Genomic DNA, 25,684 nt, shown 5'->3' on the forward strand with positions numbered 1-25,684 from the left:
GGTAGGTGCGCCCGAAGCCTCCGTGTCCCAATTCGCGGACGATGCGGTAGTGGTTGTTGAGAGTTATGCCGGAGTAGATGGGATTGTTCATTGGAACTTGCTGCGTCGGATTTTCACGCTTGGCTGAAGCTGAGGATTTTTGGCGATCGCTGAATTAATCTTGACATTAATTTTGACATAATTGATGAGCTTTTATCTGCTGATCTGTCGCACGCGCCGCTCCTGGTTTTATGTTATGACAGCGAGTGCGATCGAGGGCAAGTGGGTTCACAAAGCTATTCGTCATCCGATTTTAGATGTTAGATTTTAGATTAAGACTACAGATGAATCCGGGAGGTTGTGACCCAATTTTTCGGTCAGAAGTCTGCTATGGTGAATTACAGACATCCGCAGCAACAATGACTATGCTTGAGCTCATGATTTTTGCTGGTTTTTTGCTGTTTTCTACCTGGGGATGATCCTCGGAAGCAACTTTGTCAAAAAATTGGCGATCGGCTCCGAATATTGTTAAAAAATCAGAGCAAGTTCACAGAGTTTTAATGAATTTTCGATCGCTACCAAAATGGTTGCTGCACTCGACAGCAGTTACGGTTATAGCTGCTGTATACTACAGCACCGCTGAACTGGGCAGATTTTTGGCATCTACGCCAGACAATGTGACTCCCGTGTGGCCTCCTGACGGGTTCGCTTTAGCAGCCCTCCTGCTGCTAGGATATCGCGTTTGGCCGGGAATTTGGATTGGTTCATTTTTTGCCAATATTTGGGCTTTTTTGGACGAGACAAATGCAGCTTCTGTTGCTATTTCTATCGCAATTGCCTCTAGCATCGCTGCGGGAACTACCTTATCAGCAATCTTAGGCAGTTTCCTGCTAAACAAGTTTGTCAGACGTGGCCATCTGTTCGACCGCCCTCAAAATGTGTTCAAATTTGTAGTTATGGGCGGAATGGGCGGCCCGATTGTCAGTGCGACTGTGGGCATTACCACTCTCTGTTTGCGGGGTATTGTCCCTCTGGCAGATTGGGGCATGAACTGGTTTACATGGTGGATGTCAAATGTAGGCGGAATTCTGATTTTTACACCTCTAGTATTAATTTGGAGCCAACCACTATTAGAGGCACTTCAGGATTTATTCGATATCCGTACAGCAGGAATAAGGCAAAAAAAAAAGCTGAAATTGAAGCCTTTGAAATTTATCTCATCTCAGGTCAAAGTGGCTGAGTTTGCAATATTGATACTGCTCGTGCTTGCCGTAGGTAAAATTGCTTTTGGCGGCGGCTATCCTGTAGAGTATATGCTGATTCCATTTCTTCTATGGGCAGTATTTCGCTTTGACATCCAAGGAGCAACATTATTAATTTTTATTGTATCGGCAATTGCAGTTTTAGGAACAGTTAAAGGTGGCGGACCTTTTGCGCGTCCCGATCTTAATGAATCTCTGGTGTTATTGCAGTCTTTTATTGGGGTTGTTGTGCTGACAACTTTAGTGCTGTATGCTGCGATCGCACAACGGCAGCAAGTAGAGAACCAGTTGCGAGTTCAAACTCAACAGATTGAAAAAACTTTAGGGGATTTGCAGCAGGCACAAGCTCAATTAATTCAAAGCGAAAAAATGTCGGGGTTGGGACACTTAGTAGCTGGAGTTGCTCACGAAATCAATAACCCCATTAATTTTGTTGGCGGCAATTTGTTTCACGCCAATCAATACACTCAAGAGTTACTCGATGTTGTCAAACTGTATCAAAAATTCTATCCTCAACCAGCACCAGAAATTCAAAAGGAAATAGAAGCACTTGATCTAGAGTTTATTATGGAAGACTTGCCTAAACTTCTATCTTCGATGAAGATAGGAACAGAGCGCATTCAAAAGATAGTCTTGTCTTTGCGAAATTTTTCCCGCATGGACGAGTCGGAACTAAAGAGAGTAGACATACATGAAGGATTGGATAGTACGCTGCTTATCTTGGATAACCGCTTGCAATCTAATACAGAAACTCGGAGCATTCAGGTGATTAAAAAATACAGTAACTTACCTAAAATCGAATGCTATGCTTCTGAGTTAAATCAAGTGTTTATGAATATAGTGGTTAATGCGATCGATGCTTTGGCCGTCAAAAGGATTAAAAGAAACATTAATGAGCCTGAAACTTTACCGCAAATCGAAATTAGCACGAAGCTTTTAGATAAAAATTGTGTAGCTGTCAGCATTACGGATAACGGCAGCGGTATGCCAAAAGAGATAATAAACCGCATTTTTGATCCTTTTTATACAACTAAACAAGTCGGAAAAGGTACTGGTTTAGGCTTGTATATTAGCTACAATATAATCTCGGAAAAACACAAAGGTAAATTGAAATGCGTTTCAGCACCCGATCGAGGTACGGAGTTTATAATAGAATTGCCAATTAGGCAAGACAACTCATGAATTATTGATATACATGGCAGTAAGTAGTTTTAATTGATGAGTTATCAGTTTGGAAAAGCCTTGTGTTATTATATAATTAGGGTGACTGTTGATGGTTCAGCTTAAAATATGCCAGCAAAAGACATCTACCACAATACTGTCAGAACAGCTCTAGAAAAAGACGGGTGGACGATAACAAACGATCCGCTACCCTTAAAAATTGGCAAACGTACTCTCAACGTCGATTTGGGTGCAGAAAAACTCTTTGCTGCCGAAAAGCAAGGTCGCAAAATTGCTGTAGAAGTAAAAAGTTTCGTAAGTGCTTCACCCGTTCATGACTTAGAAGAAGCTGTTGGACAGTATATTGTCTATGCAGATATTCTAGAGCGCTCGGAACCTGAACGGATAATATATCTGGCAATCCGTGCAGAAGTTTATGCACAAATTTTTTCGGAACCTATCGGGCAGGTTTTGTTAGAAAAAAAGAGATTTAAATTAATAGTTTTTGATTCATTAAAGGAGACAGTTGTCAGATGGATAGACTAGATGAATATCGCGGATTTATTCAGAAAATTTTAGATAGTTATGCCCAGATTCCCTATCAATACGGACAAATTAAAAGCAGCGTTATTGTTGACCGCGAACAAAACAATTTTTTACTGATGCACGAAGGCTGGCAAGGGCCTCAAAGAATTCACGATTGTATCGTTCATGTGGAAATTATCGACGGCAAAATCTGGATTCAACAAGATGGTATAGAAACGGGAATTACCCCAGAACTTGTAGAATTAGGAGTGCCTAAAGACCAGATAGTTTTAGGGTTTCATCCGTATCATGTTCGGCAACATACGGGATATGCGATCGCGTAAACCAGCTTAAATACAGGAAACTTGAAGGAAAGGGCGATCGCTAAACTGTATCGGGATCAATATTTAGTTCTCGCAGTTTCGCGGCCAGGCGATCGGCTCGTTTCTGCGCCCAGGACTATTCTGAAAGCCCGATCGCGCTTTTTGCCGAAATACGCGATCGAACACCCAATAATTAGTTTTTAACTATTAGCAATTATCGTTTTATTGACCGTCAGTTTGTCTGAGAGCCTCCAGAATTTCCGGTCGTTTCATGCGCGCGTAGCCCCGCACTTTCCGGTCTTTGCCGATCGCCTTCAACCGTCTCAGCGACAGACTTTCGTAGTCTTCTTCTTCTGGGGACGGGGACGGAAACGGCAACTCTAACTGCAACTGCGGTAACTGAGGTTTCTGCTGTGCTTTCGACTGCTTCTTAGGCTGCGTTTTTGACGGCTTTTTCGGTTGTGCTTCGGGCTGTATTTCTGAGTGCGTCGTTGCGACTCCCAGTTGGCGGCGGAGCGTTTCAATTTGATTTTTCAGGTCATTTTCTACGTCTTCGATGGCGTCGGAAACAAACTGATTAATTGTTTGAACTGTGCGTTCTAATTTTGTTGACAGTAGTTTTTCCAGTTCATCTAACTGTCTCAAAGCGCCTTCCAGATTTACCTCAGAAATAACAGCAGATGTCGGGGGACGGTTGCTGGTCGATTGTTCAATTTTTTTAGCCAATTTATCTACCTTTTCATGAAATGTTTTTTCAACTTGTCCGAGCAAATCCTTAATCTGTTGTATTTGGTTACACTCAAAGTTCTGCTCAGTTAGAGCTTTTACTTGCTTTTTTAGCAGCTCTTCATTTTTTTTAACAGATTGTTCTATTCGTTTTGTTAGACTCTCTACCTTTTTTTGAAATGATAGCTCAAATTCTTGCAGTAGAGTCTCAATTTGTGCAGGTTTCTGAGTCGGTTGCGGAGCTAAATGTTCCATTTCTGCTTGAGCAACAGCTACCTCCTCGTCGGTCATTTCAAATACCCACGCCCACATTTGCTCGGTGCCGAGTTCTTTAGCAACAATACACCAATCTGAGCCGCAGACAACTTCATATTCTTCTTCGTTGCTGTAAGCTTCTGTAGGGCGTACAATTAAAGGAATTAAGTTGCTGCCTTGCTCGATCAGACTTCTCCTGAGAGCTTCGCGGCGTTCGCGAGGAATTTCGCCCCGATGAGGCTCTGGTATGGCAATTTGGGAAGTGTAAATCTGACTATGACTAATTGGCTTAATCCGCAAATATTCAACTATTTGGTTTTGATCGGACGATCGATCCATCTTGTTACAAGTCCCCTTTTGTCATTAAAATCTGCTGTGTAGGTATTTACGTATGTTTGCACTTTACAGCCTGCGTTTTAAGTGCTGCAGGACTAACCCAAAAACTCTAATTGTAAGGTGCGAGACAAACACCTTACCCAGACTGTGGTAAGTTAAAGGGTTTCTTGGCCTGGGTCTTCCAAGTCTGCGATCGAACTCGGTTATCTGGGGGGAGATATGGCGTTGCTGCTGTACCTGTGCGGCTGGCTGTGCGGTGACAGCCCGATCGGCAAAAGTTACTGCAATTCCTAAAAAAGCGACTGTGATGAGTTTAACTGCCTGCGGGACACCAAGCATACACTGCTTTACTCATCTTTACTTTTTTTGGCATCAGGGCGATCGGGCTGGCGTTGCGAGTTGCGATCGCAATTCGATTTATACCACCGCCAGCTTTAATATCGCCCTTATTCTTTAGTTTCAAGCCAGAGGCGCGAAAGTTTCTGTAGGATGGGTTTCAACCCCCGAGTCATATCGGGTTTTTCAAATTTTGTCGGGCGGGCTTTGAGGGTCCCAAAAATGCAATTTAGAGGGCTGAAAGCTTATAAATATCTTTGCCAATAGTCAATAAGCTTAATCATTGTTTTATCTCCTAACCCTTTAATTCGTTGCACCACATTCTCAAATGAGGTAAATGGCTCCAACTCTCGCTGTTTGATGATGTGGTCTATTATTTGAGATTTGATGCCAGCACTATTCAAATTTATCCTCAGTTGGGATTCCTTTTGAGTGTTGAGCGCTGACAACAGCGGAACTGGCTTGGGAATCCGGCTTTCAACATCTTTAACCCTCTCTATCAGCGCCTGTTTTTCCTGCGTATAGTCGGCTTTCAATTCATTAATTCTGTTTTCCAATCGAGTTTCAATATTTGTCAGTCGCTGTTCAAAGCTGGAGGACTGTTGGGGAACCTCACTTACAGTTTTATTGTCAGTGCTTGCGGTTTTTCTGAGAATTTTAAGTTGTTCCAGTAGAAGCTCTTCATTTTCTTCTTCCAGGATAAATGCTCCGATTGTCTCGCCTTTTTGAGGTTCTATTTCCTTTGCTCTCGCCGCCGCATAGTATTCCAAGTCTCCGTCTACTATTTCGTAGGCATCCATACCGTTGCGGCGGACAATTATCGGATTAATCAATCCTCCTGACTCTAAAATCAGTCTCGCTAATTTCTCCAAATCAGCCTCGGTAAAATTGGAACGGGGCACTGCGGATGTTATTTTTTTAACTGCAACCAGTGACGGAGATAACTTTTTCATTAGTTTTTACCTATTTTTTCCAAAACTTCAATTGCTAGCATTTCAAATTCTTGGGATGCGATGGAATCCGGCTTAAAGTCTAGCACTGAAATGGGATCGGCGATTTCCATATTTCCCACGATTTGAAATTGTTCTGCACACTTTGCTAAATCGTCTCTCTCGTAAATTACGCTGTCCATGATTTCAAAGCCGTAGCGTTTGGGAATTGCCTCCCTCCGCTTGGGCAAACTGTACTGTACAAATTTAGCATTTGTGGATATTTTGCAAGCAAGTACGCCTAAAACTTCTAGAGGTTTCTTGCGAATTTGTTTTTTGAATCCATTAACTTTTTTAATAAAATCCTTGACATTAATCAGTCCTTGATTGGCAAAAGGTTTTAAGTCAGAAGGAATAATTAAATAATCCGCCGCAATTAGGGCAACTCTAGCATAAAAATTCAAAGATGGCGGCGTATCGATCAGTACAATATCATATTTATCCTCTACTTCTTCTAGTTTATGAATTAAAATCATTCGGCTGAAATCTAGTTGATTGAGTTCCGTTTCATATTGCATTAAATCAATGTGGGAAGGAACCACATCGATTTCGGGATTGCAAAAATTAGACTTGCGAGCTACTTCTGCGATAGAGAAAAACTCTTCGGATTGCAAAACTTGAAGAATATTATTATCTTTCAAATCGTCTTGTTCTTCATCCTCAAATTTAACTAAACCTGTCGCAAATGTTGTATTCGCTTGACTATCTAAGTCTATTACCAAGACTCTTTTACCTTTCTTACTCAGCGCTGCTGCTAAATTGACTACTGTTGTAGTTTTGCCGACGCCGCCTTTATTGTGGTAAACTGCAATGATTTTCATAGTGTTTTGCCTTTTTGGGGAAACGATTACATCTGATTTAACTTGAATATTAACGGGATTATTTTCAGGTATTTGTTCCGGTTCGGAGAGTTGACTGGGTTCAGGTTCTACGGTGGCGGAATTGTTGGGCTGTACGGGGATTTCGCTAATTAAGTCAGGACTAACCAAATTAATTTTATTATATTCCCGTTCCAGATTCTCGGGAGTTTTTAGAGGTTTTAAACTATTTCTGCCAATTAAAGCGATAATTTCATCAATTCGAGTTTCTACCTCTTGTCCAGCACACTTAAATACTAGCTGAATCTCATCGGCGATTCTGGCATAAATTCTAATTTCTTTACCGTTAGTTATGAGGCCGTAGCGGATGCTCAAACTTGTTAAATAGCGATGGAGTTTTCGCAGGTGGCGGTCTAAATTTTCCTTCGGATGTTTAGCCTCCATGACTACACTCATCGGCGAGTCTGCATCGACAACTATGGGGATAACTTGGGTTGCAAATGAGAGGAAGTCTAGACGAATATTCCCAAATGCGATTTCTTGGTGCCAAGTGTCGGGCGTATAGCCTAACTTGGGTAGCAGATAGCTGACAATGAGTTTGCTTTCTACTTCGCTTTCGTTGCGACAGTTATTGGGATTGAAAGTCATTCGATTTTAGATTTTAGATTTTAGATTTTAGATTGGGAATGACTGATTTAATAATGGTACGGATTGTGATATTGACATTAGGGTACGCATTCCTCCCCTTACAAAGGCTAGGGATTGTAATATCGAAAAACCCGGTTGTGTTTGACAAACCGGGTTTTTAGGGGATTAATCGCGCTTCAAAACTACTTTGTTTGAGCGTTAAATTCCTGCAATGTCTGATAGCCGCCAGCCGGATCGTATAGGTGACAGTTGTCGGCAATCCGCTGCATTAAAGACCAAGAAAATTCTGTTTCGTAGAGATGGTCTTGCCAATTTTCCTTTAAGCTGCTGTGGGCGAGGCGCAAGTTGTACCAGGGAATAGCAGTTGAAAGGTGGTGGGGAACGTGGACGTTAATGTCGTGGCACAGAAACTCTACCCAGCGGGGATAATCGCAGTGAACTGTTCCCGACAGTTGCGCTTGGGCTTCGTCCCATTCTTCGGGTTCTTTAAATGAAATGTCTGGTGCTGTGTGGTGGACGATCGTAAAAGTGCTCATCCAGAAATGGTAAACCAGCCAGGGCACCAACCAAAATTTGACAAATCCCCAAATGCCTGTGGTTGCAATTAAAATCGGGAATCCGATCGCAGCACCGATTAAAACTACAAAAACTGAAAACCGCACTTGTTCTTGTTGCTGTTTGCCTTTGAAGCGCCACCACATAAAGTGCACTTTTCCCCAGTGGGCGATCGAGCCGATCCACCACATCCGACCGAATATTAAACTATAAGCTATTTGTAAAGCCTTGGGAGCAGCAGCGTAGTCTTCTGCTGTCATGGGTTGCCAAGCATTATCCTCACCAATTTTATTGGTGTGCTTGTGGTGGTAATTGTGGCCGTGGCGCCATGCGTGAAACGGATAAATTAACGGCAGAAATGCGAGATGTCCGACTAAATCGTTTACCCAGCGGCGGTTAGCAAATGACCGGTGCCCGCAGTCGTGCCCGATCACAAAAAAACCGGTTAATCCGGTACCTGTGAAAATCCACATTAGGGGTAGTAGAAACCAAGGAGAGACTGCTATGCCCCAGTAACCGACCGCAACTAGCAAAACGTTGACGATTACTTTTGTCCAAGCTTTGCGGGGGTTTTTGACGAATACTTCCCGCGGCAGGGTTTTGAGAATATCTTTCAGGCGCAGGTTGGAAGTGTCACTTGCGGATGTCAAATTTAGTGGTTTTTCGATCGATGCTGTCATAAACTGATTTCGATTCTCCGTATGCCATGAGGATGGCTTAACAAATTAGCGCAATAAAAAAGCGCCGTAAAATGTCAGCTCGTTGCCAGCAAGCAGCAGACGAGTTGAGCTGTAGGCAAGCGCGTTTTAGCAAAAGCTAGCGATCGCTATCCGCAGTTAGGAATTTCTAGCACTTTTGGCAAAAAATACTGCGGGTAGCAAAACATTCGTTTTTATAACACAGGGCCAGGACAATTAGCATTAGCGACTGTTGTCTGCTAATTGCTGTTGCTGCCAGAAATCGGGTCGAGATCCCGCAAGCCAGCCATCGAGCGTTGCTGTTTGAGGCTTTGCACTTCCAGCAGCAAGGATTCGATTTCTGCTTGCAAGTGCAGGAACTTAACTTGCTGATCGGCTTGGTAGGGGCACTTCACCAAATCTACTTTGCGGGCAAAAGTGGTCGATAGGGTAGAAGAACTAGCCATTTCGGGATTGCTCGCGGTAACTTGAGGCCGGGAAAGAGTGGATGAATTATTTGACATTAGTAATTGAGTAGACATATCTACACATTCACACCATTAAGTTACTTTAACCTGAACCGATCGTATTAAACATCAAATTAACCGATCGAGCTAAAATTAGTGTAAATTCCTTAGCCATTGCCTAAAACCATTGACATCGTGACCCTGATTCTACCTGCTACTGACTCTGCTGCTAACTCTGCTGCCCGCGCCGCCGAGCCGAAACGCTACGGCTGGCCCGGCTTGATCGAAGCTTATCGCCCCTACCTGCCGGTGACGGAAACCACACCGGTAGTGACCCTCCAAGAAGGCAATACTCCCCTGATTCCAGCACCGGCGATCGCCTCTCTCATTGGTCGAGACGTGCGCGTCCTGGTGAAATACGACGGCCTCAACCCCACTGGTAGTTTCAAAGACCGGGGGATGACAATGGCGATTTCCAAGGCGAAGGAAGCTGGTGCCGAGGCAGTAATTTGCGCCAGTACCGGCAATACTTCGGCCGCCGCCGCCGCCTACGCCCGACGCGGGGGGATGCGAGCTTTCGTGTTGATTCCCGAGGGTTACGTGGCTTTGGGCAAGTTGGCGCAAGCTTTGCTTTACGGTGCCGAAGTCATTTCGATTGGGGGAAATTTCGATCGAGCCTTAGAAATTGTCCGCGAAATGGCGGTTAACTACCCCGTGACCTTGGTAAATTCGGTGAATCCTTACCGCTTGGAAGGTCAGAAAACCGGTGCTTTTGAAGTGGTGGACGCCTTGGGCGACGCCCCTGACTGGCTGTGCATTCCCGTCGGAAATGCGGGAAATATCACAGCATACTGGATGGGCTTTTGTCAATACCACCAAGCCAAAAAATGTTCGCGATTGCCACGGATGATGGGATTTCAAGCCGCCGGGGCTGCGCCTTTGGTAACGGGCGAGGCTGTGGCGAACCCGGACACCCTGGCGACGGCAATTCGGATCGGCAACCCCGCTAGCTGGAAACAGGCGATCGCAGCTTCCGAAGCCAGCCGCGGCGGTTTTGCAGCAGTCACCGACGCCGAAATTCTGGACGCTTACCGCTTGTTAGCATCGCAGGAAGGGATTTTCTGCGAACCGGCGAGTGCAGCTTCTGTGGCCGGTTTGCTGAAGGTAAAAGACCAAGTTCCAACTGGGGCGACGGTGGTTTGCGTGCTGACTGGTAACGGTTTGAAAGACCCGGATACCGCAATTAATCACAGCAACAATCAATTTAAAAGTGGCATTGCTCCGACTTTGGATGCAGTAGCTGGGGCGATGGGGTTTTAAGAAGAAGGAAGAAGGAAGAGGGAAATATGAAAACTCTTTGTCATCTTCTCTCTCTTCTCTTCCTCTGCGTCCTCTGCGTCCTCTGCGGTTCGTAAAAAAAATTCTTAATTCATCACCAGGAGCAAACAGAATGGTTCAATCACCTGCCAAACTTCTAAGTGTTGATGAATTTATTGCCAACTTTGGCGACAGCGATCGTTACGAACTAATCGATGGTGAATTAACCGAAATCGAACCAACGGGGCCGCACGAACAAGTATCCGCCTTCCTCGGGCGAAAACTCAATGTAGAAATCGATCGTGTGGATCTACCCTACTTTATTCCCCCTCGCTGTCTCATCAAACTATTAGGAACAGCAACAGCGTTTCGCCCCGACGTACTTGTAGTAGATCGAACTCAACTAATTAATGAACCTTTGTGGCAACAAGAACCTGTAATTACATCGGGAAACTCAATTAAACTAATCGCTGAAGTCGTCAGCACCAATTGGCAGAACGACTACGCCCGCAAAGTTGAAGATTACGCACTGCTGGGAGTGCCTGAGTATTGGATTGTGGATTATCTGGGCATTGGCGGCAGAGAATATATTGGCAAACCCAAACAGCCGACCATTACGATTTGTATGCTGCGAGAAGATGAGTATCAAAAACAGTTGTTTCAAAAGAGCGATCGACTGATTTCTTCGCTCTTCCCAGACTTACAGTTAACCGCACAACAAATCTTAGCAGCAAGCAGTATTTTAAATTCCTGATTACCAAACGGCGGTAGTTCGAGTAACAGTAAGCTGCGTAGCGTACACCCTACAGAATAACTTCAAAAAGCTTGTATGGTGCGGAGCGTCAATAAAACTTTAGCGATTATACAATGACTAGCCCTACTGCAACCCTGTTAATTGCCTGTCCCGATCGCAAAGGACTCGTCGCCTTACTTGCTAACTTTATCGCCTCCCACAACGGCAATATCATCCACGCGGATCACCATACAGATTTTACCGCCGGATTATTTCTAAGCAGGCTAGAATGGCAATTAGATGATTTTGACTTAACCACCGAACAAATAACACCTGCTTTTAGTGAAATTGCCAAGGACTTACAAGCCAACTGGCAATTGCATTTCTCCCATCAAATTCGGCGGATCGCGGTTTTTGTAAGCCGTCAAGATCATTGTTTATTAGACTTGATTTGGCGACAGCGAGCGCAAGAAATCAGAGGTGAAATTCCCCTGATAATCAGTAACCATCAAAATTTAAAGCCTATTGCCGCACAATACGGTATCGACTTTGAGTATATTCCAATTACTAAAGACAATAAAGCTCTTCAAGAAACAAAACAGTTAGAAATTCTTAATAAATATAAAATTGATTTAGTAGTTTTGGCCAAATATATGCAAATATTGAGTCAAGACTTTACGATCGCATTTCCCAATCTGATTAATATTCACCATTCATTTTTACCCGCGTTTGTGGGTGCAAATCCCTACCAAAGGGCTTATGAAAGAGGGGTAAAAATTATCGGTGCAACAGCCCACTATGTTACACCTGATTTAGATGCTGGCCCGATTATCGAACAAGATGTTGTGCGCGTGAGTCACCGCGATGAAGTGTCTGATTTGGTTCGCAAAGGTAAAGATTTAGAAAGAGTTGTGTTAGCAAGAGCCGTGCGATATCATTTACAAAATCGTGTTTTAGTTTATGGCAATCGGACTGTGGTTTTTGCTTGAAAATTAGGCTTCATATCAATCCTGGTTTGTTACTCCTTTAATCACTCGGCGAGTGATATCAATTCCGGTTGCAACATCGCAGTGCAGCGAATCCCACAGTTTGCTCAGCTTGATATTTTGCATGACTGGGGATGCGGTTAAGATTTTCCGTTGTCGTCGTGTTGCGATCGCCCTTGGGTCAGTTTTCGCACAGAGCGGCGAATACGATTAGGTTTCGGAACTTTACGTTTGTCTGCGGGCCATCCTTCACGCTGCTGGGAGCGATCGCCATCGGTTTCTTCGGTTTGATCGTGGAACAAGATGTTCTGCGTGGGATAAGGCAAATCGAGGCCGTTTTCCACATATAGCTTTTTTTTAATAGCACAAATTACCTTGTCGCGCGATCGCAGATCGTCAATTCGGCGCGGCGGAGCAATCCACCACCGAACGCGGATATTGACCGTACTTTCTGCTAGATCCATCGCCAGTACATCGGGTGCAGGAACTTTCAAAACCTCCTTCAGGCTGTACAGTGCTTCCAGGATTAACTGCTTGGCGTGGTCAATATCGTCGCCGTAACCAATACTAATATCGTATTCCATGCGGCGTTGATCGAAAGCGGTATTCACTGTCACCGTATTCGTAAACAATTCGGCATTAGGAATGACAATCCGCCGCCCATCATAGGTTTGGATTGTTGTAGCGCGGGTCTCAATATTTTCTACCGTTCCCTCAAAGTTTTTAAACACAATTTGGTCATCGATTCGGAACGGTTCCGTCAACAGAATTAGGATACCCGCTAAGAAGTTTTGCAAGATATCGCGAAATGCAAAACCAATCGCCACCCCGCTAATTCCCAGCAGTTGCACCAAATCGCCAGCTTTCAATGTAGGAATTACAATCGAAAGAGAAATAAATAGACCAACTAGAACGATCACACTCTGGGCTAACCGTCCTAACACCAGCCCCAAATTTCGAGCTTGGTGGTGGTGGCGGGTAACTCGCCTGACCACTCTCTTAATTTGCCTACCTACAGAGTAAAAAATAGCAAAGACAATTAACGCCAGTACAATATTAGGCAGCATGAGCATAAAGCTGTCGATCATGCTCTGCATCTTTTTCCAGACTATGGATATCTCTGCCTTCATGAAGTTTCCTCGCGTATCAGTCGTTGTCGATAGTAGTAAAATTTAGCTCGATTAAATTCTATCTAAAGGGTGTAGGTTGGTACGACGCGAGGAATATTTTTTGGGAGCATCTCACTTTTGCAGCCAAGCCCAAAATTGGAGCCAGGAGCCAGGAGTCAGGAGGAAAGAGGAAGAAGGAAGAAGGAACGAGCCAGAATAAGTGTTTTTACAAATATGAGATGATCCCGATTTTTTGGCAGTGCTCAAAATTTTGAATGGGGATTATAGGTTGGGATATATTACAGTTACATCGATTAGTAGATCATCCGTAGATGCGGAATAATATCAACTCAGCCCTTCATCGGAATTATTCATCTCTCTTCCCTTCCTCTGTATCCTCTGCGTCATCTGTGCTTTAATCATTCCGATATAACCGGAATTGAATATCATAAAGAAGCTGAGAAATTAATGCCGCTTAATTGCAGGAAAAGCAAAAACAACGCATCGGTGACTAAATCCCACCTGCTAAGGGGACTCGCCATACCGACAATTCCTGAATTTTTAACTTCTAATTCCCAAAGGGCGGTAGATCGAGTAACTGATTTTTAGAAGGTGGAAGCTGCGCGGGATTTTTGCCTGTTTGGGCTGAAGTTTGGCGGATTTCCAGAGCAGTTTCGCCAGGATTTGCTGTGCGAGTAGGTACTATCTCTAAAGAATATACTGTCTCGGTTTTGGCAGGGGCAGGATTTTGGGCTTTGGTGAGCAAGTCAACGGCATCTCCGAGGGCGCTAGTTAAATTTTTGCTCGTTTCGGCGTGACGGGCTTCTTCTTGTTTGAGGGCTTGAGTGAGTTGTTTAACTTGTTCGATCGCCCGATCGCGCTCTTCGAGAACTTCTGCTAACTTAGCTTTAAGTTCGCCTACTGTTTGCAGTTGTGCGACTTCCTGCTGGCGAGCAACTCCAGCATCATCACCTTCGGGTACAGGGGGGGAAAAATTTTGTAATTGCTCTATTTGTGATTCCAGAGAAGCGATGCTTTGCTGAGTTAATTTAGCATCATTCCGCCGCTGCTCGGCTTCGGTATTGTAGAGTTGGCGCCACTGAGCAGCACTTTCACCGGCCTCATCGCGATCGCGCGAAACTTCTGTTAACTGCTGTTGCAGCCGCTTGATTTCATCTAACCACTGTCTGACATCCTGAGCCATAATATTGATTTTAGATTTTAGATTTTAGATTTTAGATTGGGGAACTGGGAATTGGCAATTGCGAGTTGATAATGGCTTAATTAATTAACGAGTTGTGTTACCTCATCTTTCGCCCCGTTTCCTGTGCGCTATGAACATTTTTTACTGGTTGCGCTACCTGATTTTAGCTTTGTTTGAGGTACTTTTAAGGCTGCTTCGAGCTCTCAAACGGAAATTGGGGGGTTTTTGGCTGTTTTGTCGGTGTTTGACTTGGGGTACGCTCAAGGAAGTCGGCGCTAAGGCGGGAGAGCAGCGCTTGCCGGGGCTGTCTGCGGAAATGGCCTACAATTCTATGCTGGCGCTGTTTCCGGGGCTGTTGGCTATCTTATCTGCGATCGCTATCTTTGAACCTTTGCAGTCAACACTGTATCAAATAGCCCGTCTTTTGGGCGAAGTTATACCCGATGACGTGCGGAATTTGATTGGTGGCTTAATCAAAGAAATTCTGTTAACTCGGAGTAAAGGGCTGTTTTCGGTGAGCTTTTTTGGAGCTATTTGGGCATTTTCTGGAGTAATGAGCGCGGCGATGGCTGCACTCGATCGCATCCATGAAATCCGGAGCGATCGAACTAGACCATTTTGGAAAGCCAAACTTATTTCTCTGGCGCTGAGTATCGGTACAATTGTGCTGTTAATTTTAGCATCGGGAGTAGTATTTGTCAGCGACTTAATTGTACAAGCTATTGCCCGCCAGAGCTGCCTGCTGGAGTCCGTCGCCAATTGCGATTTAAAAGATGTCCAAAATTGCTTGCTCCTCGCCGGCAATTGCCCTTTAGAGTCGCAACTATTAGGTGCTTGGCGGCTGTGGCGGTGGCCGATTTCGTTGGGAATTGTATCACTGGCTTTTGCCTTTATTTACCGCTACGGGCCTAGCCGCCGCCAACCAGATATTCCTATTGTGTCAGGAGCTGTTTTTGCTGCTATTTTGTGGGCGCTATTTTCAGCTTTATTTCGGTTTTATGTTTTGCATGTGGGCAATTTTAGTTGGGCTTACGGCACAATCGGAAGTTTTATTGTGTTGCTGCTGTGGCTGGATATTTCTTCTTTGGTGATGCTGATCGGCGCTCAGTTGAATGTGACGGTGGGAAAGGCTATGAAACAACCAAAATTAAAATAATTTGTTAATTTTGAAGTGTTAATTGTTATTTGCCGGATGCGGGCTTACCTACGGAGTAAAGTGCTGAGGATGCCCGCAACAAAAGACAGCAAAATCAGTATCCAAATGACACCACCGGGAATGAATGTCAAGAGGCCAACACCTCTGAGAATCCAAACTAGGAGGGTGAGGCCCAGGATAGTCAAAAAGATGCGGGTAGATAGTCGCATTTGAAATCTAGGAGAATTAGTCATGTTGAATTTTAAAGTTTTGTCTGGATCAATGATAGCTGTTTTATTGGCGATCGGCAGTTACCTCACTTTAATTTCGACTCCCGGTTCCACTGTTGCGCCTGGGGCTACAAATGTGCTGGGAGAAGCGGCAAATGCTGCTCAAAAAACACCTTCTGCAAATTTAACAATTTCCGATCGCGGAATTGGAGCGGCGAAAGTGGGGATGACTTTCGGACAATTGAAAAAGGCTTTGGGTTCCACGGCACTGTTTAAAGTTCAGTCTCCTTTTATGGTAGACTTTGATGCTGTGGCTGTCACCCAGTCGCGAAAAGTGCAATATCGGATTATTTATGCTGCGGGTACAAAGCTAAAAGATACCGATGTCATTGAACTTTTGATGACTGAAAATGCTAATTATAAAACAGTTCAGGGCGTCCGGCCAGGAATGACTCTGAAACAAGCCGAGGCAATTTACGGTAAGGCTACTTTATCTTATAACGTGGATAATGAAATGAGAGAAGGGGTTGTATTTGCCAAGCAACCCACTAGAAACATTATGTTTGTTCCCAAGGCTGAAGGCAAACAATTTGGAGGAGTTTATGGCGCTGGTAAAGGGGGGTTTTATCAGACTAATAAGTATCACCCGAATGCTGTGATTCGCTCTGTGATGGTGCGGAAGTAAGTTAGTAGAGACAGCCCAACAGATAACTCGGCGATTGAAATCGCTTCTACAGAAACTATCATCCCACCAGAGGGGGACTCAAGAAAGGAAAGACGATCGCACTTATCAAAAAAAGTGCGATCGCCAACTTGAGCTAACAGACACTAGCGGAAAAATTACAATCTATAACGCGCTAGTGAGGATATTGTCAGGGCGATCGCCCGGTGCAGCTAAACGGTGACGATCGCCAGTACGATCGAACACAACCTCAAACTTAACGTGAGGTATGGTTTGTTGCAAAAACTGAAAATGCCCGTCTGCATCTGAACGACTGCGGAAGCGGGCAACAATCATCCATTGATGAGAGGGTAACAGACGGGCGATCGCCCGCAATCCCATCCGCGTCCATCCGCGTCCATCCGCTTACATCTGCGGTCAAAAAAAGAACCATCGCCTCAAAAAAATAAGGTGGGCCGCAGCCCACCCTATCCAAATTATTTAGCAGTCACCAACTGTGCCGGCAGCCGCTTAAACGCCAACCTTTCATTCTCGATATCCACAAAAATCGTATCCCCGTCAGCAAAATCTCCCCGCAAAATACCCTTCGCCATTTGCGTTTCCAACTCGCGTTGAATTCCCCGCTTCAATGGCCGCGCACCGTAAACCGGATCGTAACCAATTTCTGCTAAGAAGTCGATCGCAGATTCCGACAATTTCAGAGACATTTTGCGATCGGCTAACCGTTTTTCCAAGCGCTTAACTTGCAACAGCACAATCTGCCGCAGTTCGGCCTTACTCAAACCGTGGAAGATAATCATCTCATCAATCCGGTTCAAGAATTCCGGGCGGAAAGTTCCCCGCATCGCTTCCATCACCCGACTCCGCATTTGTTCGTTATCTCCCGCCACATCTAAGATGTATTGAGAGCCGACATTCGATGTCATAATAATCACAGAATTCTTAAAGTCTACCGTGTGACCTTGAGCATCCGTGACGCGGCCGTCATCCAGAATTTGCAGCATGATGTTGAATACATCAGGGTGTGCTTTCTCGATTTCATCAAATAGAATCACTGAGTAAGGACGGCGGCGCACAGCCTCAGTTAATTGTCCACCTTCATCGTAGCCAACGTATCCCGGAGGCGCACCAATTAACCGCGAAACTGCGTGTTTCTCCATGTATTCCGACATATCAATTCGCACGATCGCCTCTTCAGTATCGAACAGATAAGAAGCTAATGCTTTGGCTAATTCCGTTTTACCAACACCCGTGGGACCGAGGAAAATAAAACTCGCAACCGGACGATTTGGATCTGCTAAACCTGCGCGCGAGCGCTGAATTGCATCTGCAACCGCCGTCACCGCTTCATCCTGTCCAATTACCCGCTTGTGCAGTTCATCTTCCAAGTGCAGAAGTTTTTGCATTTCCGATTCAACCAACTTGCTGATCGGAATTCCCGTCCACTTGGAAATAATCTCCGCAATGTCACCTTCTGTAACTTCTTCCCGCAGCAAAGTTTTACCTGTGGTTTGAGTTGCTGAAAGTTGAGCTTCTGCTTCTTGCAGTTGTTTTTGCAATTCAGTTAACTTGCTATATTTCAACTCAGCAGCGCGGTTCAGGTCATATTTTAATTCAGCTTGTTGAATTTCAATATTCACCTTATCAATCTGTTCTTTAATCTTTTGAATGCTGCCGATGACACCTTTTTCCGATTGCCACTGGGCATTCAAACCGTTTTGGTGTTCCTTGAGGTTGGCTAAGTCTTTTTCCAGTCTTTCCAAGCGTTCGATCGAAGCAGCGTTACTTTCTTTTTGCAGCGACAGTCTCTCCATTTCTAGCTGCAAAATCCTGCGATCGATTTCGTCGAGTTCTTCCGGCTTGGAGGTAATCTCCATTTTGAGTTTAGCCGCTGCTTCGTCCACTAAGTCAATGGCTTTGTCTGGAAGAAAGCGATCGCTAATATATCGAGTAGACAAAGTAGCCGCCGCCACTAGGGCGCTGTCAGAAATTTTAACGCCGTGGTGAACTTCGTACCGTTCTTTCAAACCCCGCAAAATTGAGACAGTATCTTCAACGGTGGGTTGGTCAACATAAACTTGCTGGAAGCGGCGTTCTAATGCCGCATCTTTTTCGAGATACTTGCGGTATTCGTCGAGAGTGGTAGCGCCGATGCAGCGCAATTCTCCCCTCGCTAACATGGGTTTGAGCAAGTTGCCCGCATCCATCGATCCTTGAGTTGCGCCGGCCCCGACAACGGTGTGAATTTCATCGATAAATAAGATGACTTTGCCGTTGCTGTCCATCACTTCTTTGAGCACCGCTTTCAAGCGTTCTTCAAATTCTCCCCGGAATTTTGCACCGGCAATTAATGCGCCCATATCTAAGCTAATTAATTGTCGGTCTTTGAGAGATTGCGGCACATCTCCGGTGATAATTCGCTGGGCGAGTCCTTCGGCGATCGCAGTTTTGCCGACTCCCGGTTCCCCAATCAATACCGGGTTATTTTTGGTGCGACGGCTCAAAATTTGAATCGTGCGGCGGATTTCGTCATCTCTTCCGATTACCGGGTCGAGTTTGCCTTGACGCGCGGCTTCAGTCAAGTCTCGGCCGTATTTTTCCAGCGCTTCGTATTTCCCTTCTGGATTTTGATCGGTCACTTTGTTGTTCCCCCGGACTTGGGCAATTATGTCTTTGAGTTTAGCTTCAGATAGTTTAAATTCTTGTAGTAAATTTTTGCCGAAGCGATCGTCCTTAACGTAACCTAGTATCAAATGCTCGACGGAAATAAATTCATCGCCGTACTCTTTTCGGTAAGTGTCGGCGCGATCGAGCAAAGTGTCGAGAGAACGACCGAGATAAACGTTGCCGCCGCTTCCAGTGATTCGGGGCTGGCGGCTGATAAACTCGTCAGTGCGATCGCGCAATTTTGCTACAGAAACTCCCGCTTTGTTAAATAAGCTGGTAGCAAGTCCCGATTCTTGTTCCAGTAAAGCTTTCATCAAATGTTCGCTTTCTAGCTGCTGCTGCTGGGCTGCTTTGACAACTTCTGGGGTGCGCGCGAGGGCTTCCCAGGCTTTTTCTGTAAATTGGTTTGGATTATTCGGTTGCATAAATTTTAATTCCCTGAATAGAAAATGATGACTGCTGTAGAGGCAATGGCTTGATCGCCCGTACAATTGTCATTGTAGGGAGTTGCGGAGGGCGATCGGATCGGTGTTCCCCTCTCTGTAGATAGGTATTTCCGTCCTGTGTAGCAGTCTCTCGCAGTCAAAAGCAAACTGTCGCCCCTAAAAGTTGCACTCTTGGATAAAACTGAGATGTTGCACCATTCTCAATAAGCTTTTTATGAACAGGCAAGATGCCTGTTCCACAAGAAAATTCACTCTTTGTGGAACAGGCATCTTGCCTGTTCTTGAGAATGGTGCAAGATGTGAGATAAAAGCAACTCTCACATTAAAAATGCTTTCTAGTGCCACTTGAAAAAACTGCACATTCTTAAACAGTCTCTTGCGGAAAATTGAGAAACACTCATGTAAATAGGAGAGAGGACTTGATAAGCGTCACAGTCCTATAGCTAAACCCAAAGCGTTATTGTTTAACTAATCAATAACAGCCGCTATAACTCTCAGAACTGGAAAATATAGCCATGAAAATTTTACCTTTAATTTCGTTAGGAATTATAGCAAGTTCCGTGATCGCACTAGCCCCTGAAGCTTTGGCAAGTACCTGGCGTGCCGCACACCGGATGTCTGGTTTTTCCGCCGACAGCAATTACTACTTGTATCTAGAAAGTTCCAGAGATACAGGAGCGGGAATTCCCAAAGCAAAATTGCAAATTGTTCGAGTCCCTGCAAATTCCTGCATCAAAAATGGGTGTATCCAAACTAAATATGGGGAGCCCGACTCGAATAAAAGCACTAAAATGGCAGAAGATGACTTGCTTAAAAAAAGTTGGAATAACAGGCAAACTTTGAAGTTAACTCCTCCTAAAGCTGGAACTAAACGGAACATTATTTCTCGTACTCCCGGAGCCAATGGAAGCGAGACAGTCGCCGTCAAAGTCAATACAGCAAAGCCTTTACAAATTCGCCTGGAACAGCGGCAAAAAACTACTTCTCCTGGCAAAGAAAGCGCGGCAATGCGTCTTGTAATTAATCATAACGGTCGGCAGCGTGTCCTCGGATCGCTGAACAATTTTCAAGATTGGGTGTTCTCTTATTCAATCCGAGAAGTTCGTTTGTCTCCGAACGGGCGCAATGTCGTTGTCCTGGTGGACAAGACAGAACGCACTTTTGAAGGAGTATTGAAAACTAATGTTGTACAAGGCTTTGTTCTTTAGGCTTGCTATATTCCCAGGTTTTGACCTGGGAATTATCAAAACTTACGCAGAACCCCTATCTGTAAGGTGCACAAGGCGCACCTACAGATAGAGTCTGTGCGTTAGTCCGGATCTGGTTGTTAATTATTCTTTATTTTGATAATTGATATATCAATATATTTTAAAATTTCCCTCTTCCTTCTTCCCTCTTTATTTTCCCTTGAATATCTGCCTCCTGATTATTGACGAATGCTCAATCATTAATCCGTGTATCCGTGTCAAAATCCATATCTTGCCTGACTTCATGCCTGCATCACCACCCGTTCCGGGAGACTGACAATAAAAGTTGAACCTTTACCGTCTTCGCTTTCGACGCTAATTTCGCCGCCGAGAATTTGACACAAACGCTGGCTAATTGTCAATCCCAAACCCGTCCCTCCGTACTTGCGGGTAGTCGAAGCATCAGCTTGGGTAAAAGGTTTAAATATCTGTTCTAATTGCTCGTCCGTCATGCCGATGCCGGTGTCGCTGACTCGAAACATTAAAACTTGAGAAGTGTAGTTTGAACCCGAGTAAAAATCATTATTTTTATTTTGTTTCGTGGATCTTGACTTTTCAATTTTAATTCTTTCGACGCCGATAGTAATGACGCCTTTTTCGGTAAATTTGGCAGCATTGCTGAGCAAATTGAGGAGAATTTGCCGCACTTTCGGTTGGTCGGCGTACATTGTGCCGAGTTCACCTTTTGTTTTCAGTGCTAAAGCATTGCCTTTTTTTTCTACTAGCGGTTGAGCCGTAGTCATCACTTCTTCAATCATGGTTGCCACGTCGAAGTTTTCCAAATAAAGGGTGACGTGACCGGCTTCTATTTTTGAAATATCGAGGATGTCGCTAATCATATCCAGTAGGTGTTTGCCTGCGGTTTGAATTTTTTCTAAGTCCGGGAGAAAGTCTTCTGAACCGGAATCTTGAGCATCTTCTTGCAGCATTTCGCTGTAGTTAATGATGGCGTTGAGGGGGGTGCGTAGTTCGTGGCTCATGTTGGCCAGAAATGCACTTTTCGAGCGGTTTGCAGCTTCGGCGGCTACTTTTGCTTCGTGCAATTCTTCTGTGTATTCCCCGACTCTTTGGATTAGTTCGTTGAGGGAAATTGCTAGCATTCCCACTTCGTCGGAAGTAGTGACGGGTACTTGCAAATCAAAGTTGGATTCTTCTGTGACTCTCTGAGCGATGAGGGTGGTGGCTTCTAAGGAGCGAGCGATCGCCCCGCTGGTGTATGCTGCTAGAATTGCTGCGCTCGCGGCTGATATCAAGAGAGAGCAAATGAGAATTAGAGTTCCGAGCTTTTCTGCTTTGTCGTAGGTACTCAATGCCTCGTCTGCTTTCTCGCCAAAGCTGCCGGCCAGTTTGGCTGAATCCTGCGAAAACTGTTCGAGTTTCAAAGCGGTTTTGCCAGCGACAAAATTGTTCAAGTTCCGCTGGAAAGCCTGCTGCTGCTGCGGATTTAAACCAGATAATTTCGCAGTCCCCAACAATTTTTGTACTTCTTGAAAGTATGATTCTACTGTTTTGCCGTTGGCTTGAACGAACTGTTGAAGCAGTTCGTAGTCTTTGGCCACCTCGGGATTCTTCGTCGGTGGAAAGGTTTGCAGTTGTTCGAGGATGCCGCTCATCTGAGCAACGCGAGTCAGGAATTCCGAGCGTTCGCGATCGAAAATTTGCGGTTTGGCCGTCAGACTGACCAGCTTTTGCTGGTGAATTCTGACTTCCTGTACCGTACTATTGAGGTTGCTCAGGATTTCCCCTTTATCTCGGTCGATCGCCAGTTTTTCCCGAACCTGCTGTTTGTAATAAAATTCTACTCCCCGTCCCGCCACAGCACCCAAAACGGCAATACCAATGACCAAGGCGTATCCGCAGCCGATTTTCTGCCTGATACCCAAGCGACTGAACAGATTTCTCAAATCTCTTTGAGGAGGGTGATGGGGTTGATTTTTCGAGGCTAAGGTTGAAGACATGGGCAATATACTCGTCACCCTGAGAGGCAGTATCTATATTCTAATTGATGCCTGCGTGAGGGTAAATAGAGTTTTTCATCCCCAACCAAATTTCGGCAGTTTCGGGTCTGTGCAAAGTTCCACTGCTTTCTCTGCTTGACACTTGGGCTAAGTTGTGAATAACTAATTAAAATTTACGAGTTATAAGTTGCAAGTTATGAGTTAGATTTGTTATTCACAACTTAACTCAACTCACAACTCACAACTTGTAATTTCTCCTCTACTGGCAAAGTCGAAATTGTGCTATCTCAGCAGGAATTCTTGAAGCATTAGGTACGTTTGCAGAGGCAGGAACGAAGATTCCCAGACCGTAACTGCAACCCTCTGCCGTCGTGCATTCGCCCGGTTTAGCAGTGATTTGATATTGACCTTGGGATGGGGGAGTAAAAGAGAGTGACGCCAGTTCGCCTGTTTTTTGACTCGCAGCGATTTCCTGACCGCTTTCATCCTTAAGAGATAAGTTTAAATCCTGACAATTTCCGTCGCAAGTGGCAACAAAAACATACTCCACATTAGGATGCAGCGTGGCTCTAAAAGGAGATGAAACTTGCTTGCGAACTTGACCCAGCAACGGCACAAATACTAATTTTTGACCGTTGCCTTTCCGCTGGTCAACTTCTGTTTTCAAGCGACAAACAACCGTTTTTTGGTCGTCGGTCAGTTCTTGAGCAATCGCATTTCCTACAATTGCAGTACCGAGGATCAGGGCAAGGCCGGAAATAACCAGATGTTTGAAATTCATTGATGTCCCTTAAAGTTAATTTTGGGTGATTGCAATCGACCGCTTTTGTCAGCAGTCTATTGGTTTATCTGGAGCCTATCACATTTGTTGACTTTTCATCAAAAACAGGTCGGAGAAAAGTGCGATCGAACTCATGTCTGGTTTTAGATGAATCTGGCGTCAGCTATCGCCGAAACTCCACAGATTGCGGACGGTACGAGCAGAGCCTCGTCCTGATTGTATTGTACTAAATTAGGGCGATCGGCATCGGGATCTAGAAACCGGGTTTCTGGGCGGATGCGGCGCAGCTCAACCTAAGATTTATAGTAGAGACTGGGTTTAACAAGACCTGAATCAGTCCAAGACTGTAAATGTCTGATACAGGTTCCCAGATTCCAGGCCAACAACATAATACCAATTTAAAAAAATCTTGCTACAATCATCAATCTTATACCAATTCTTAAAAGTCGTAGCTCCCGTAAGGACAAGGCAATGCCATGTCCCTACTCAAAATCCATGGGTTAAATCCATTAAATCCGTTCTACAATCCCTTGTCTAACTTCCTGCTTCCGTTCATTTATCGCTGTTGCGAAATTTCCACGCAGGAACAAACTTAGAATCACCCCAAACGCCGCGGCGATTTTTCTTAGCTTCGGCTTCCGCTTTTTCCAAAATACTTGCACTCGGACAGTTTTTCAAGTAAGGACGGTAAACCATTGCTAATCCTTCGCGGATCAAAACTTCTTGGGCAAATGTGCCGTTTGGCAAGCGAACTTCGCTCACTTTGCGGCCGTAGCGGTCAGTATCGGTGACGGTCAAAACAACGCGACCGCCCCCTTGGTTTACAAGCTGCTGCATTCTTTGGTGCGCTAGATTTCCCCACTTAAATTGATTTTTTTTTGCTGCTGCTTTGCTATTTTTCTCAGCATTTGTGTGCGCGACTTCCGGTGCATCTATGCAGGCAAAACGCACTTTGATATCTTTTCCAGCGCTATCGCTAGCGACAAGAGTGTCGCCGTCGCTGACTCGCTTGACAGCATAGTTGTTGGGCGCTAACTTTTGTGGACACCCGAATAGTAACAATAGCAAAGCAACTGCACTTAAGGTTTTTATTTTTGGGAAAATGGCGATTTTAGTTTTACTCATCGTTCTGTCTGTCTATTAATTTACCTTTATGTGGTGAGTTTAATTAACCGATCGCACTTTCAGCCTTTCCCTAACGCCAAGCGTGAAAAACCATCCGGGCGCACGTACCGCTAGCTTGGGAAATATTAACAGCTTTGATGTCGCGGAACCCTGCACTTTCCAGCATCCCTTTCACCGCCAAAGCATTTGGTCCGAACCAATTCGTCGGGTCATTATTCAGTTCCCTGCCGCAGTAAAACGCCGCTGCCGGTCTTTGACAATCAAGCATATCGACGTGAGTTTCTAATATTAACTGCTTGCCGGTGACGCTGAAAACTCGATCGAGAGCCAGCAGGGGATGCCTCATATGGTAAAGCACTCCCAAGAACAAAACCAAATCAAAAACCCCTACTTTCTCGGGCGAAAGTTCGAGCACGTCTATCTCCATATCTTCAACTTGAGACTTGAGCACTCTGCGGGCCAGTTCAAATCCTCCTTTGCCAACATCGGGGGATTGCCAAACAAAGGAATCTGTAGCCAAAACGCGCTTAGCCCCGCGCCTTTCTGCGGCAAAAGAGTAAAATCCATCCCAAGCACCGACATCTAAAACAGTCATTCCTTCTAAACTTTCGGGAAGTCCAATTTTTTCTTCGGTTTGGGGAGAAGAGGTTTTACCGCCGCCCGGAGTGATGACTCCGCAACCGAGGTCAATGCAGTGATGCCAAGTGGGAATTTTTGCTACTTCTGCTTTTAGCAGCAATCTTTCGATATCTTGTAGAGAAACAATCTCCGCAGGTGCGGCTTGCTGGCTTGGCAATTGCTGAGTTTTAGCGCATAGCGTGTCAAAATCTTGGCGGTAGACGGCTAATTCTTCAACCAAGCTTTCGGATAAAGGAGTGCCGCTGTCTTGCAGTTTTTGAGCTGCTTGGGAAAAGCGCAAGTTTAAATCGGTGGCGCGTTTTTTTACATCGTTTAACTGCTGCCACAAAGTTTGTGTTTCTGCTGTCATCATCTTGTTTTTTCTCCCC

26 protein-coding genes are annotated in these 25,684 nt (G+C 44.9%); 11 read left to right on the forward strand and 15 right to left on the reverse strand.

Features of this window, described 5'->3' with window-relative positions:
* Positions 1-473: 473 nt before the first annotated feature.
* The 4 genes from D0A37_RS13715 (at position 474) to D0A37_RS13730 (ending at position 3,454) form a co-directional block, all read left to right on the forward strand.
* Positions 474-2,423 (forward strand): sensor histidine kinase, encoded by a 1,950-nt coding sequence (locus D0A37_RS13715; protein ID WP_242724905.1) that lies wholly within the window; start codon positions 474-476, stop codon positions 2,421-2,423.
* 108 nt (positions 2,424-2,531) lie between these two features.
* Positions 2,532-2,948 (forward strand): element excision factor XisH family protein, encoded by a 417-nt coding sequence (locus D0A37_RS13720; RefSeq protein WP_242724907.1) that lies wholly within the window; start codon positions 2,532-2,534, stop codon positions 2,946-2,948.
* Entirely contained in the window at positions 2,936-3,271 is a 336-nt protein-coding gene (locus D0A37_RS13725; protein WP_242724909.1) for a XisI protein, read from the forward strand. Before D0A37_RS13720 ends, D0A37_RS13725 begins: the two co-directional genes overlap by 13 nt.
* 21 nt (positions 3,272-3,292) lie before the next feature.
* A complete protein-coding gene (locus D0A37_RS13730) occupies positions 3,293-3,454 on the forward strand; it encodes a hypothetical protein (RefSeq protein ID WP_242724911.1) in 162 nt (53 codons plus the stop codon).
* Between the two features lie 18 nt (positions 3,455-3,472).
* Here D0A37_RS13730 and D0A37_RS13735 read toward each other — a convergent pair whose 3' ends face one another.
* From D0A37_RS13735 to D0A37_RS13765, 7 genes are all read right to left on the reverse strand, one after another.
* The gene (locus D0A37_RS13735; RefSeq protein ID WP_242724913.1) at positions 3,473-4,570 is read right to left on the reverse strand and encodes a ParB N-terminal domain-containing protein; all 1,098 of its coding nucleotides are present in this window, start codon (positions 4,568-4,570) and stop codon (positions 3,473-3,475) included.
* Positions 4,571-4,633: 63 nt separating this feature from the next.
* Positions 4,634-4,906: a hypothetical protein gene (locus D0A37_RS13740; RefSeq protein ID WP_242724915.1), complete on the reverse strand. Its 273-nt coding sequence runs from the start codon at positions 4,904-4,906 to the stop codon at positions 4,634-4,636.
* Entirely contained in the window at positions 4,881-5,030 is a 150-nt protein-coding gene (locus D0A37_RS13745) for a hypothetical protein (protein WP_242724917.1), read from the reverse strand. The genes D0A37_RS13740 and D0A37_RS13745 overlap by 26 nt, the downstream gene beginning before the upstream one ends.
* A 118-nt stretch (positions 5,031-5,148) precedes the next feature.
* Positions 5,149-5,856 (reverse strand): DUF655 domain-containing protein, encoded by a 708-nt coding sequence (locus D0A37_RS13750; protein WP_242724919.1) that lies wholly within the window; start codon positions 5,854-5,856, stop codon positions 5,149-5,151.
* Positions 5,856-7,358, reverse strand: a complete 1,503-nt coding sequence (locus tag D0A37_RS13755; RefSeq protein ID WP_242724921.1) for an AAA family ATPase — start codon at positions 7,356-7,358, stop codon at positions 5,856-5,858. Before D0A37_RS13755 ends, D0A37_RS13750 begins: the two co-directional genes overlap by 1 nt.
* A gap of 182 nt (positions 7,359-7,540) precedes the next feature.
* Positions 7,541-8,593 carry a fatty acid desaturase gene (locus D0A37_RS13760; RefSeq protein ID WP_242724923.1) on the reverse strand — a complete coding sequence of 351 codons (1,053 nt, stop codon included), beginning with the start codon at positions 8,591-8,593 and terminating at the stop codon, positions 7,541-7,543.
* A 257-nt stretch (positions 8,594-8,850) separates the two neighbouring features.
* Positions 8,851-9,114: a hypothetical protein gene (locus tag D0A37_RS13765; RefSeq protein WP_445242527.1), complete on the reverse strand. Its 264-nt coding sequence runs from the start codon at positions 9,112-9,114 to the stop codon at positions 8,851-8,853.
* 138 nt (positions 9,115-9,252) lie between these two features.
* Between D0A37_RS13765 and thrC the strand changes: the two genes are divergently transcribed.
* The 3 genes from thrC (at position 9,253) to purU (ending at position 12,096) form a co-directional block, all read left to right on the forward strand.
* On the forward strand, positions 9,253-10,377 hold the full coding sequence (thrC, locus tag D0A37_RS13770; RefSeq protein ID WP_242725523.1) for a threonine synthase: 1,125 nt from the start codon (positions 9,253-9,255) through the stop codon (positions 10,375-10,377).
* 130 nt (positions 10,378-10,507) lie between these two features.
* Positions 10,508-11,128 carry a Uma2 family endonuclease gene (locus tag D0A37_RS13775; RefSeq protein ID WP_242724928.1) on the forward strand — a complete coding sequence of 207 codons (621 nt, stop codon included), beginning with the start codon at positions 10,508-10,510 and terminating at the stop codon, positions 11,126-11,128.
* Positions 11,129-11,241: 113 nt separating this feature from the next.
* Entirely contained in the window at positions 11,242-12,096 is an 855-nt protein-coding gene (gene purU / locus D0A37_RS13780) for a formyltetrahydrofolate deformylase (RefSeq protein ID WP_242724930.1), read from the forward strand.
* Between the two features lie 137 nt (positions 12,097-12,233).
* On the opposite strand, the gene D0A37_RS13785 is transcribed toward purU, so the two are convergent.
* Positions 12,234-13,190, reverse strand: coding sequence for a mechanosensitive ion channel family protein (locus tag D0A37_RS13785; RefSeq protein WP_445242528.1), 957 nt, complete (start codon positions 13,188-13,190; stop codon positions 12,234-12,236).
* 109 nt (positions 13,191-13,299) lie between these two features.
* Here D0A37_RS13785 and D0A37_RS29025 point away from each other — a divergent pair, with 109 nt between their 5' ends.
* Positions 13,300-13,422, forward strand: a complete 123-nt coding sequence (locus D0A37_RS29025) for a hypothetical protein (protein WP_278187201.1) — start codon at positions 13,300-13,302, stop codon at positions 13,420-13,422.
* A 348-nt stretch (positions 13,423-13,770) separates the two neighbouring features.
* On the opposite strand, the gene D0A37_RS13790 is transcribed toward D0A37_RS29025, so the two are convergent.
* Positions 13,771-14,406, reverse strand: a complete 636-nt coding sequence (locus D0A37_RS13790; RefSeq protein ID WP_242724932.1) for a hypothetical protein — start codon at positions 14,404-14,406, stop codon at positions 13,771-13,773.
* Positions 14,407-14,536: 130 nt separating this feature from the next.
* On the opposite strand from D0A37_RS13790, the gene D0A37_RS13795 reads away from it, so the two are divergent.
* Together D0A37_RS13795 and D0A37_RS13800 are read left to right on the forward strand one after the other, a co-directional pair.
* Positions 14,537-15,562 carry a YihY/virulence factor BrkB family protein gene (locus tag D0A37_RS13795; protein WP_242724933.1) on the forward strand — a complete coding sequence of 342 codons (1,026 nt, stop codon included), beginning with the start codon at positions 14,537-14,539 and terminating at the stop codon, positions 15,560-15,562.
* A 231-nt stretch (positions 15,563-15,793) separates the two neighbouring features.
* Positions 15,794-16,456, forward strand: a complete 663-nt coding sequence (locus tag D0A37_RS13800) for a hypothetical protein (protein WP_242724934.1) — start codon at positions 15,794-15,796, stop codon at positions 16,454-16,456.
* Between the two features lie 162 nt (positions 16,457-16,618).
* Here the strand turns inward: D0A37_RS13800 and D0A37_RS13805 are convergent, their stop codons facing one another.
* Both D0A37_RS13805 and clpB read right to left on the reverse strand, forming a co-directional pair.
* Entirely contained in the window at positions 16,619-16,834 is a 216-nt protein-coding gene (locus D0A37_RS13805; RefSeq protein WP_242724935.1) for a hypothetical protein, read from the reverse strand.
* Positions 16,835-16,929: 95 nt separating this feature from the next.
* Positions 16,930-19,545 (reverse strand): ATP-dependent chaperone ClpB, encoded by a 2,616-nt coding sequence (gene clpB / locus D0A37_RS13810; protein WP_242724936.1) that lies wholly within the window; start codon positions 19,543-19,545, stop codon positions 16,930-16,932.
* 536 nt (positions 19,546-20,081) lie between these two features.
* On the opposite strand from clpB, the gene D0A37_RS13815 reads away from it, so the two are divergent.
* Positions 20,082-20,774, forward strand: coding sequence for a DUF2259 domain-containing protein (locus tag D0A37_RS13815; RefSeq protein ID WP_242724937.1), 693 nt, complete (start codon positions 20,082-20,084; stop codon positions 20,772-20,774).
* 281 nt (positions 20,775-21,055) lie between these two features.
* Here D0A37_RS13815 and D0A37_RS13820 read toward each other — a convergent pair whose 3' ends face one another.
* From D0A37_RS13820 to D0A37_RS13835, 4 genes are all read right to left on the reverse strand, one after another.
* Positions 21,056-22,771, reverse strand: a complete 1,716-nt coding sequence (locus D0A37_RS13820) for a sensor histidine kinase (protein ID WP_242724939.1) — start codon at positions 22,769-22,771, stop codon at positions 21,056-21,058.
* Positions 22,772-23,030: 259 nt separating this feature from the next.
* Positions 23,031-23,552: a hypothetical protein gene (locus D0A37_RS13825; protein ID WP_242724941.1), complete on the reverse strand. Its 522-nt coding sequence runs from the start codon at positions 23,550-23,552 to the stop codon at positions 23,031-23,033.
* Positions 23,553-24,104: 552 nt separating this feature from the next.
* A complete protein-coding gene (locus D0A37_RS13830; RefSeq protein ID WP_242724942.1) occupies positions 24,105-24,677 on the reverse strand; it encodes a thermonuclease family protein in 573 nt (190 codons plus the stop codon).
* A 70-nt stretch (positions 24,678-24,747) separates the two neighbouring features.
* Entirely contained in the window at positions 24,748-25,668 is a 921-nt protein-coding gene (locus tag D0A37_RS13835) for a DUF1698 domain-containing protein (protein ID WP_242724943.1), read from the reverse strand.
* Positions 25,669-25,684: the final 16 nt, after the last annotated feature.

The sequence above is a fragment of the Microcoleus vaginatus HSN003 genome (genome assembly GCF_022701255.1).
In the GTDB taxonomy this organism is placed as follows: domain Bacteria; phylum Cyanobacteriota; class Cyanobacteriia; order Cyanobacteriales; family Microcoleaceae; genus Microcoleus; species Microcoleus vaginatus_B.

Coding starts and splice junctions, on each gene's coding strand:
- D0A37_RS13720 (WP_242724907.1), top strand. CDS start 2,532: ATGCCAGCAAAAGACATCTACCACAATACTGTCAGAACAGCTCTAGAA.
- D0A37_RS13725 (WP_242724909.1), top strand. CDS start 2,936: ATGGATAGACTAGATGAATATCGCGGATTTATTCAGAAAATTTTAGAT.
- D0A37_RS13735 (WP_242724913.1), bottom strand. CDS start 4,570: ATGGATCGATCGTCCGATCAAAACCAAATAGTTGAATATTTGCGGATT.
- D0A37_RS13740 (WP_242724915.1), bottom strand. CDS start 4,906: ATGCTTGGTGTCCCGCAGGCAGTTAAACTCATCACAGTCGCTTTTTTA.
- D0A37_RS13750 (WP_242724919.1), bottom strand. CDS start 5,856: ATGAAAAAGTTATCTCCGTCACTGGTTGCAGTTAAAAAAATAACATCC.
- D0A37_RS13755 (WP_242724921.1), bottom strand. CDS start 7,358: ATGACTTTCAATCCCAATAACTGTCGCAACGAAAGCGAAGTAGAAAGC.
- D0A37_RS13760 (WP_242724923.1), bottom strand. CDS start 8,593: ATGACAGCATCGATCGAAAAACCACTAAATTTGACATCCGCAAGTGAC.
- D0A37_RS13765 (WP_445242527.1), bottom strand. CDS start 9,114: ATGTCAAATAATTCATCCACTCTTTCCCGGCCTCAAGTTACCGCGAGC.
- D0A37_RS13775 (WP_242724928.1), top strand. CDS start 10,508: ATGGTTCAATCACCTGCCAAACTTCTAAGTGTTGATGAATTTATTGCC.
- purU (WP_242724930.1), top strand. CDS start 11,242: ATGACTAGCCCTACTGCAACCCTGTTAATTGCCTGTCCCGATCGCAAA.
- D0A37_RS13785 (WP_445242528.1), bottom strand. CDS start 13,190: ATGCAGAGCATGATCGACAGCTTTATGCTCATGCTGCCTAATATTGTA.
- D0A37_RS13790 (WP_242724932.1), bottom strand. CDS start 14,406: ATGGCTCAGGATGTCAGACAGTGGTTAGATGAAATCAAGCGGCTGCAA.
- D0A37_RS13795 (WP_242724933.1), top strand. CDS start 14,537: ATGAACATTTTTTACTGGTTGCGCTACCTGATTTTAGCTTTGTTTGAG.
- D0A37_RS13800 (WP_242724934.1), top strand. CDS start 15,794: ATGTTGAATTTTAAAGTTTTGTCTGGATCAATGATAGCTGTTTTATTG.
- D0A37_RS13805 (WP_242724935.1), bottom strand. CDS start 16,834: ATGGGATTGCGGGCGATCGCCCGTCTGTTACCCTCTCATCAATGGATG.
- clpB (WP_242724936.1), bottom strand. CDS start 19,545: ATGCAACCGAATAATCCAAACCAATTTACAGAAAAAGCCTGGGAAGCC.
- D0A37_RS13815 (WP_242724937.1), top strand. CDS start 20,082: ATGAAAATTTTACCTTTAATTTCGTTAGGAATTATAGCAAGTTCCGTG.
- D0A37_RS13820 (WP_242724939.1), bottom strand. CDS start 22,771: ATGTCTTCAACCTTAGCCTCGAAAAATCAACCCCATCACCCTCCTCAA.
- D0A37_RS13825 (WP_242724941.1), bottom strand. CDS start 23,552: ATGAATTTCAAACATCTGGTTATTTCCGGCCTTGCCCTGATCCTCGGT.
- D0A37_RS13830 (WP_242724942.1), bottom strand. CDS start 24,677: ATGAGTAAAACTAAAATCGCCATTTTCCCAAAAATAAAAACCTTAAGT.
- D0A37_RS13835 (WP_242724943.1), bottom strand. CDS start 25,668: ATGATGACAGCAGAAACACAAACTTTGTGGCAGCAGTTAAACGATGTA.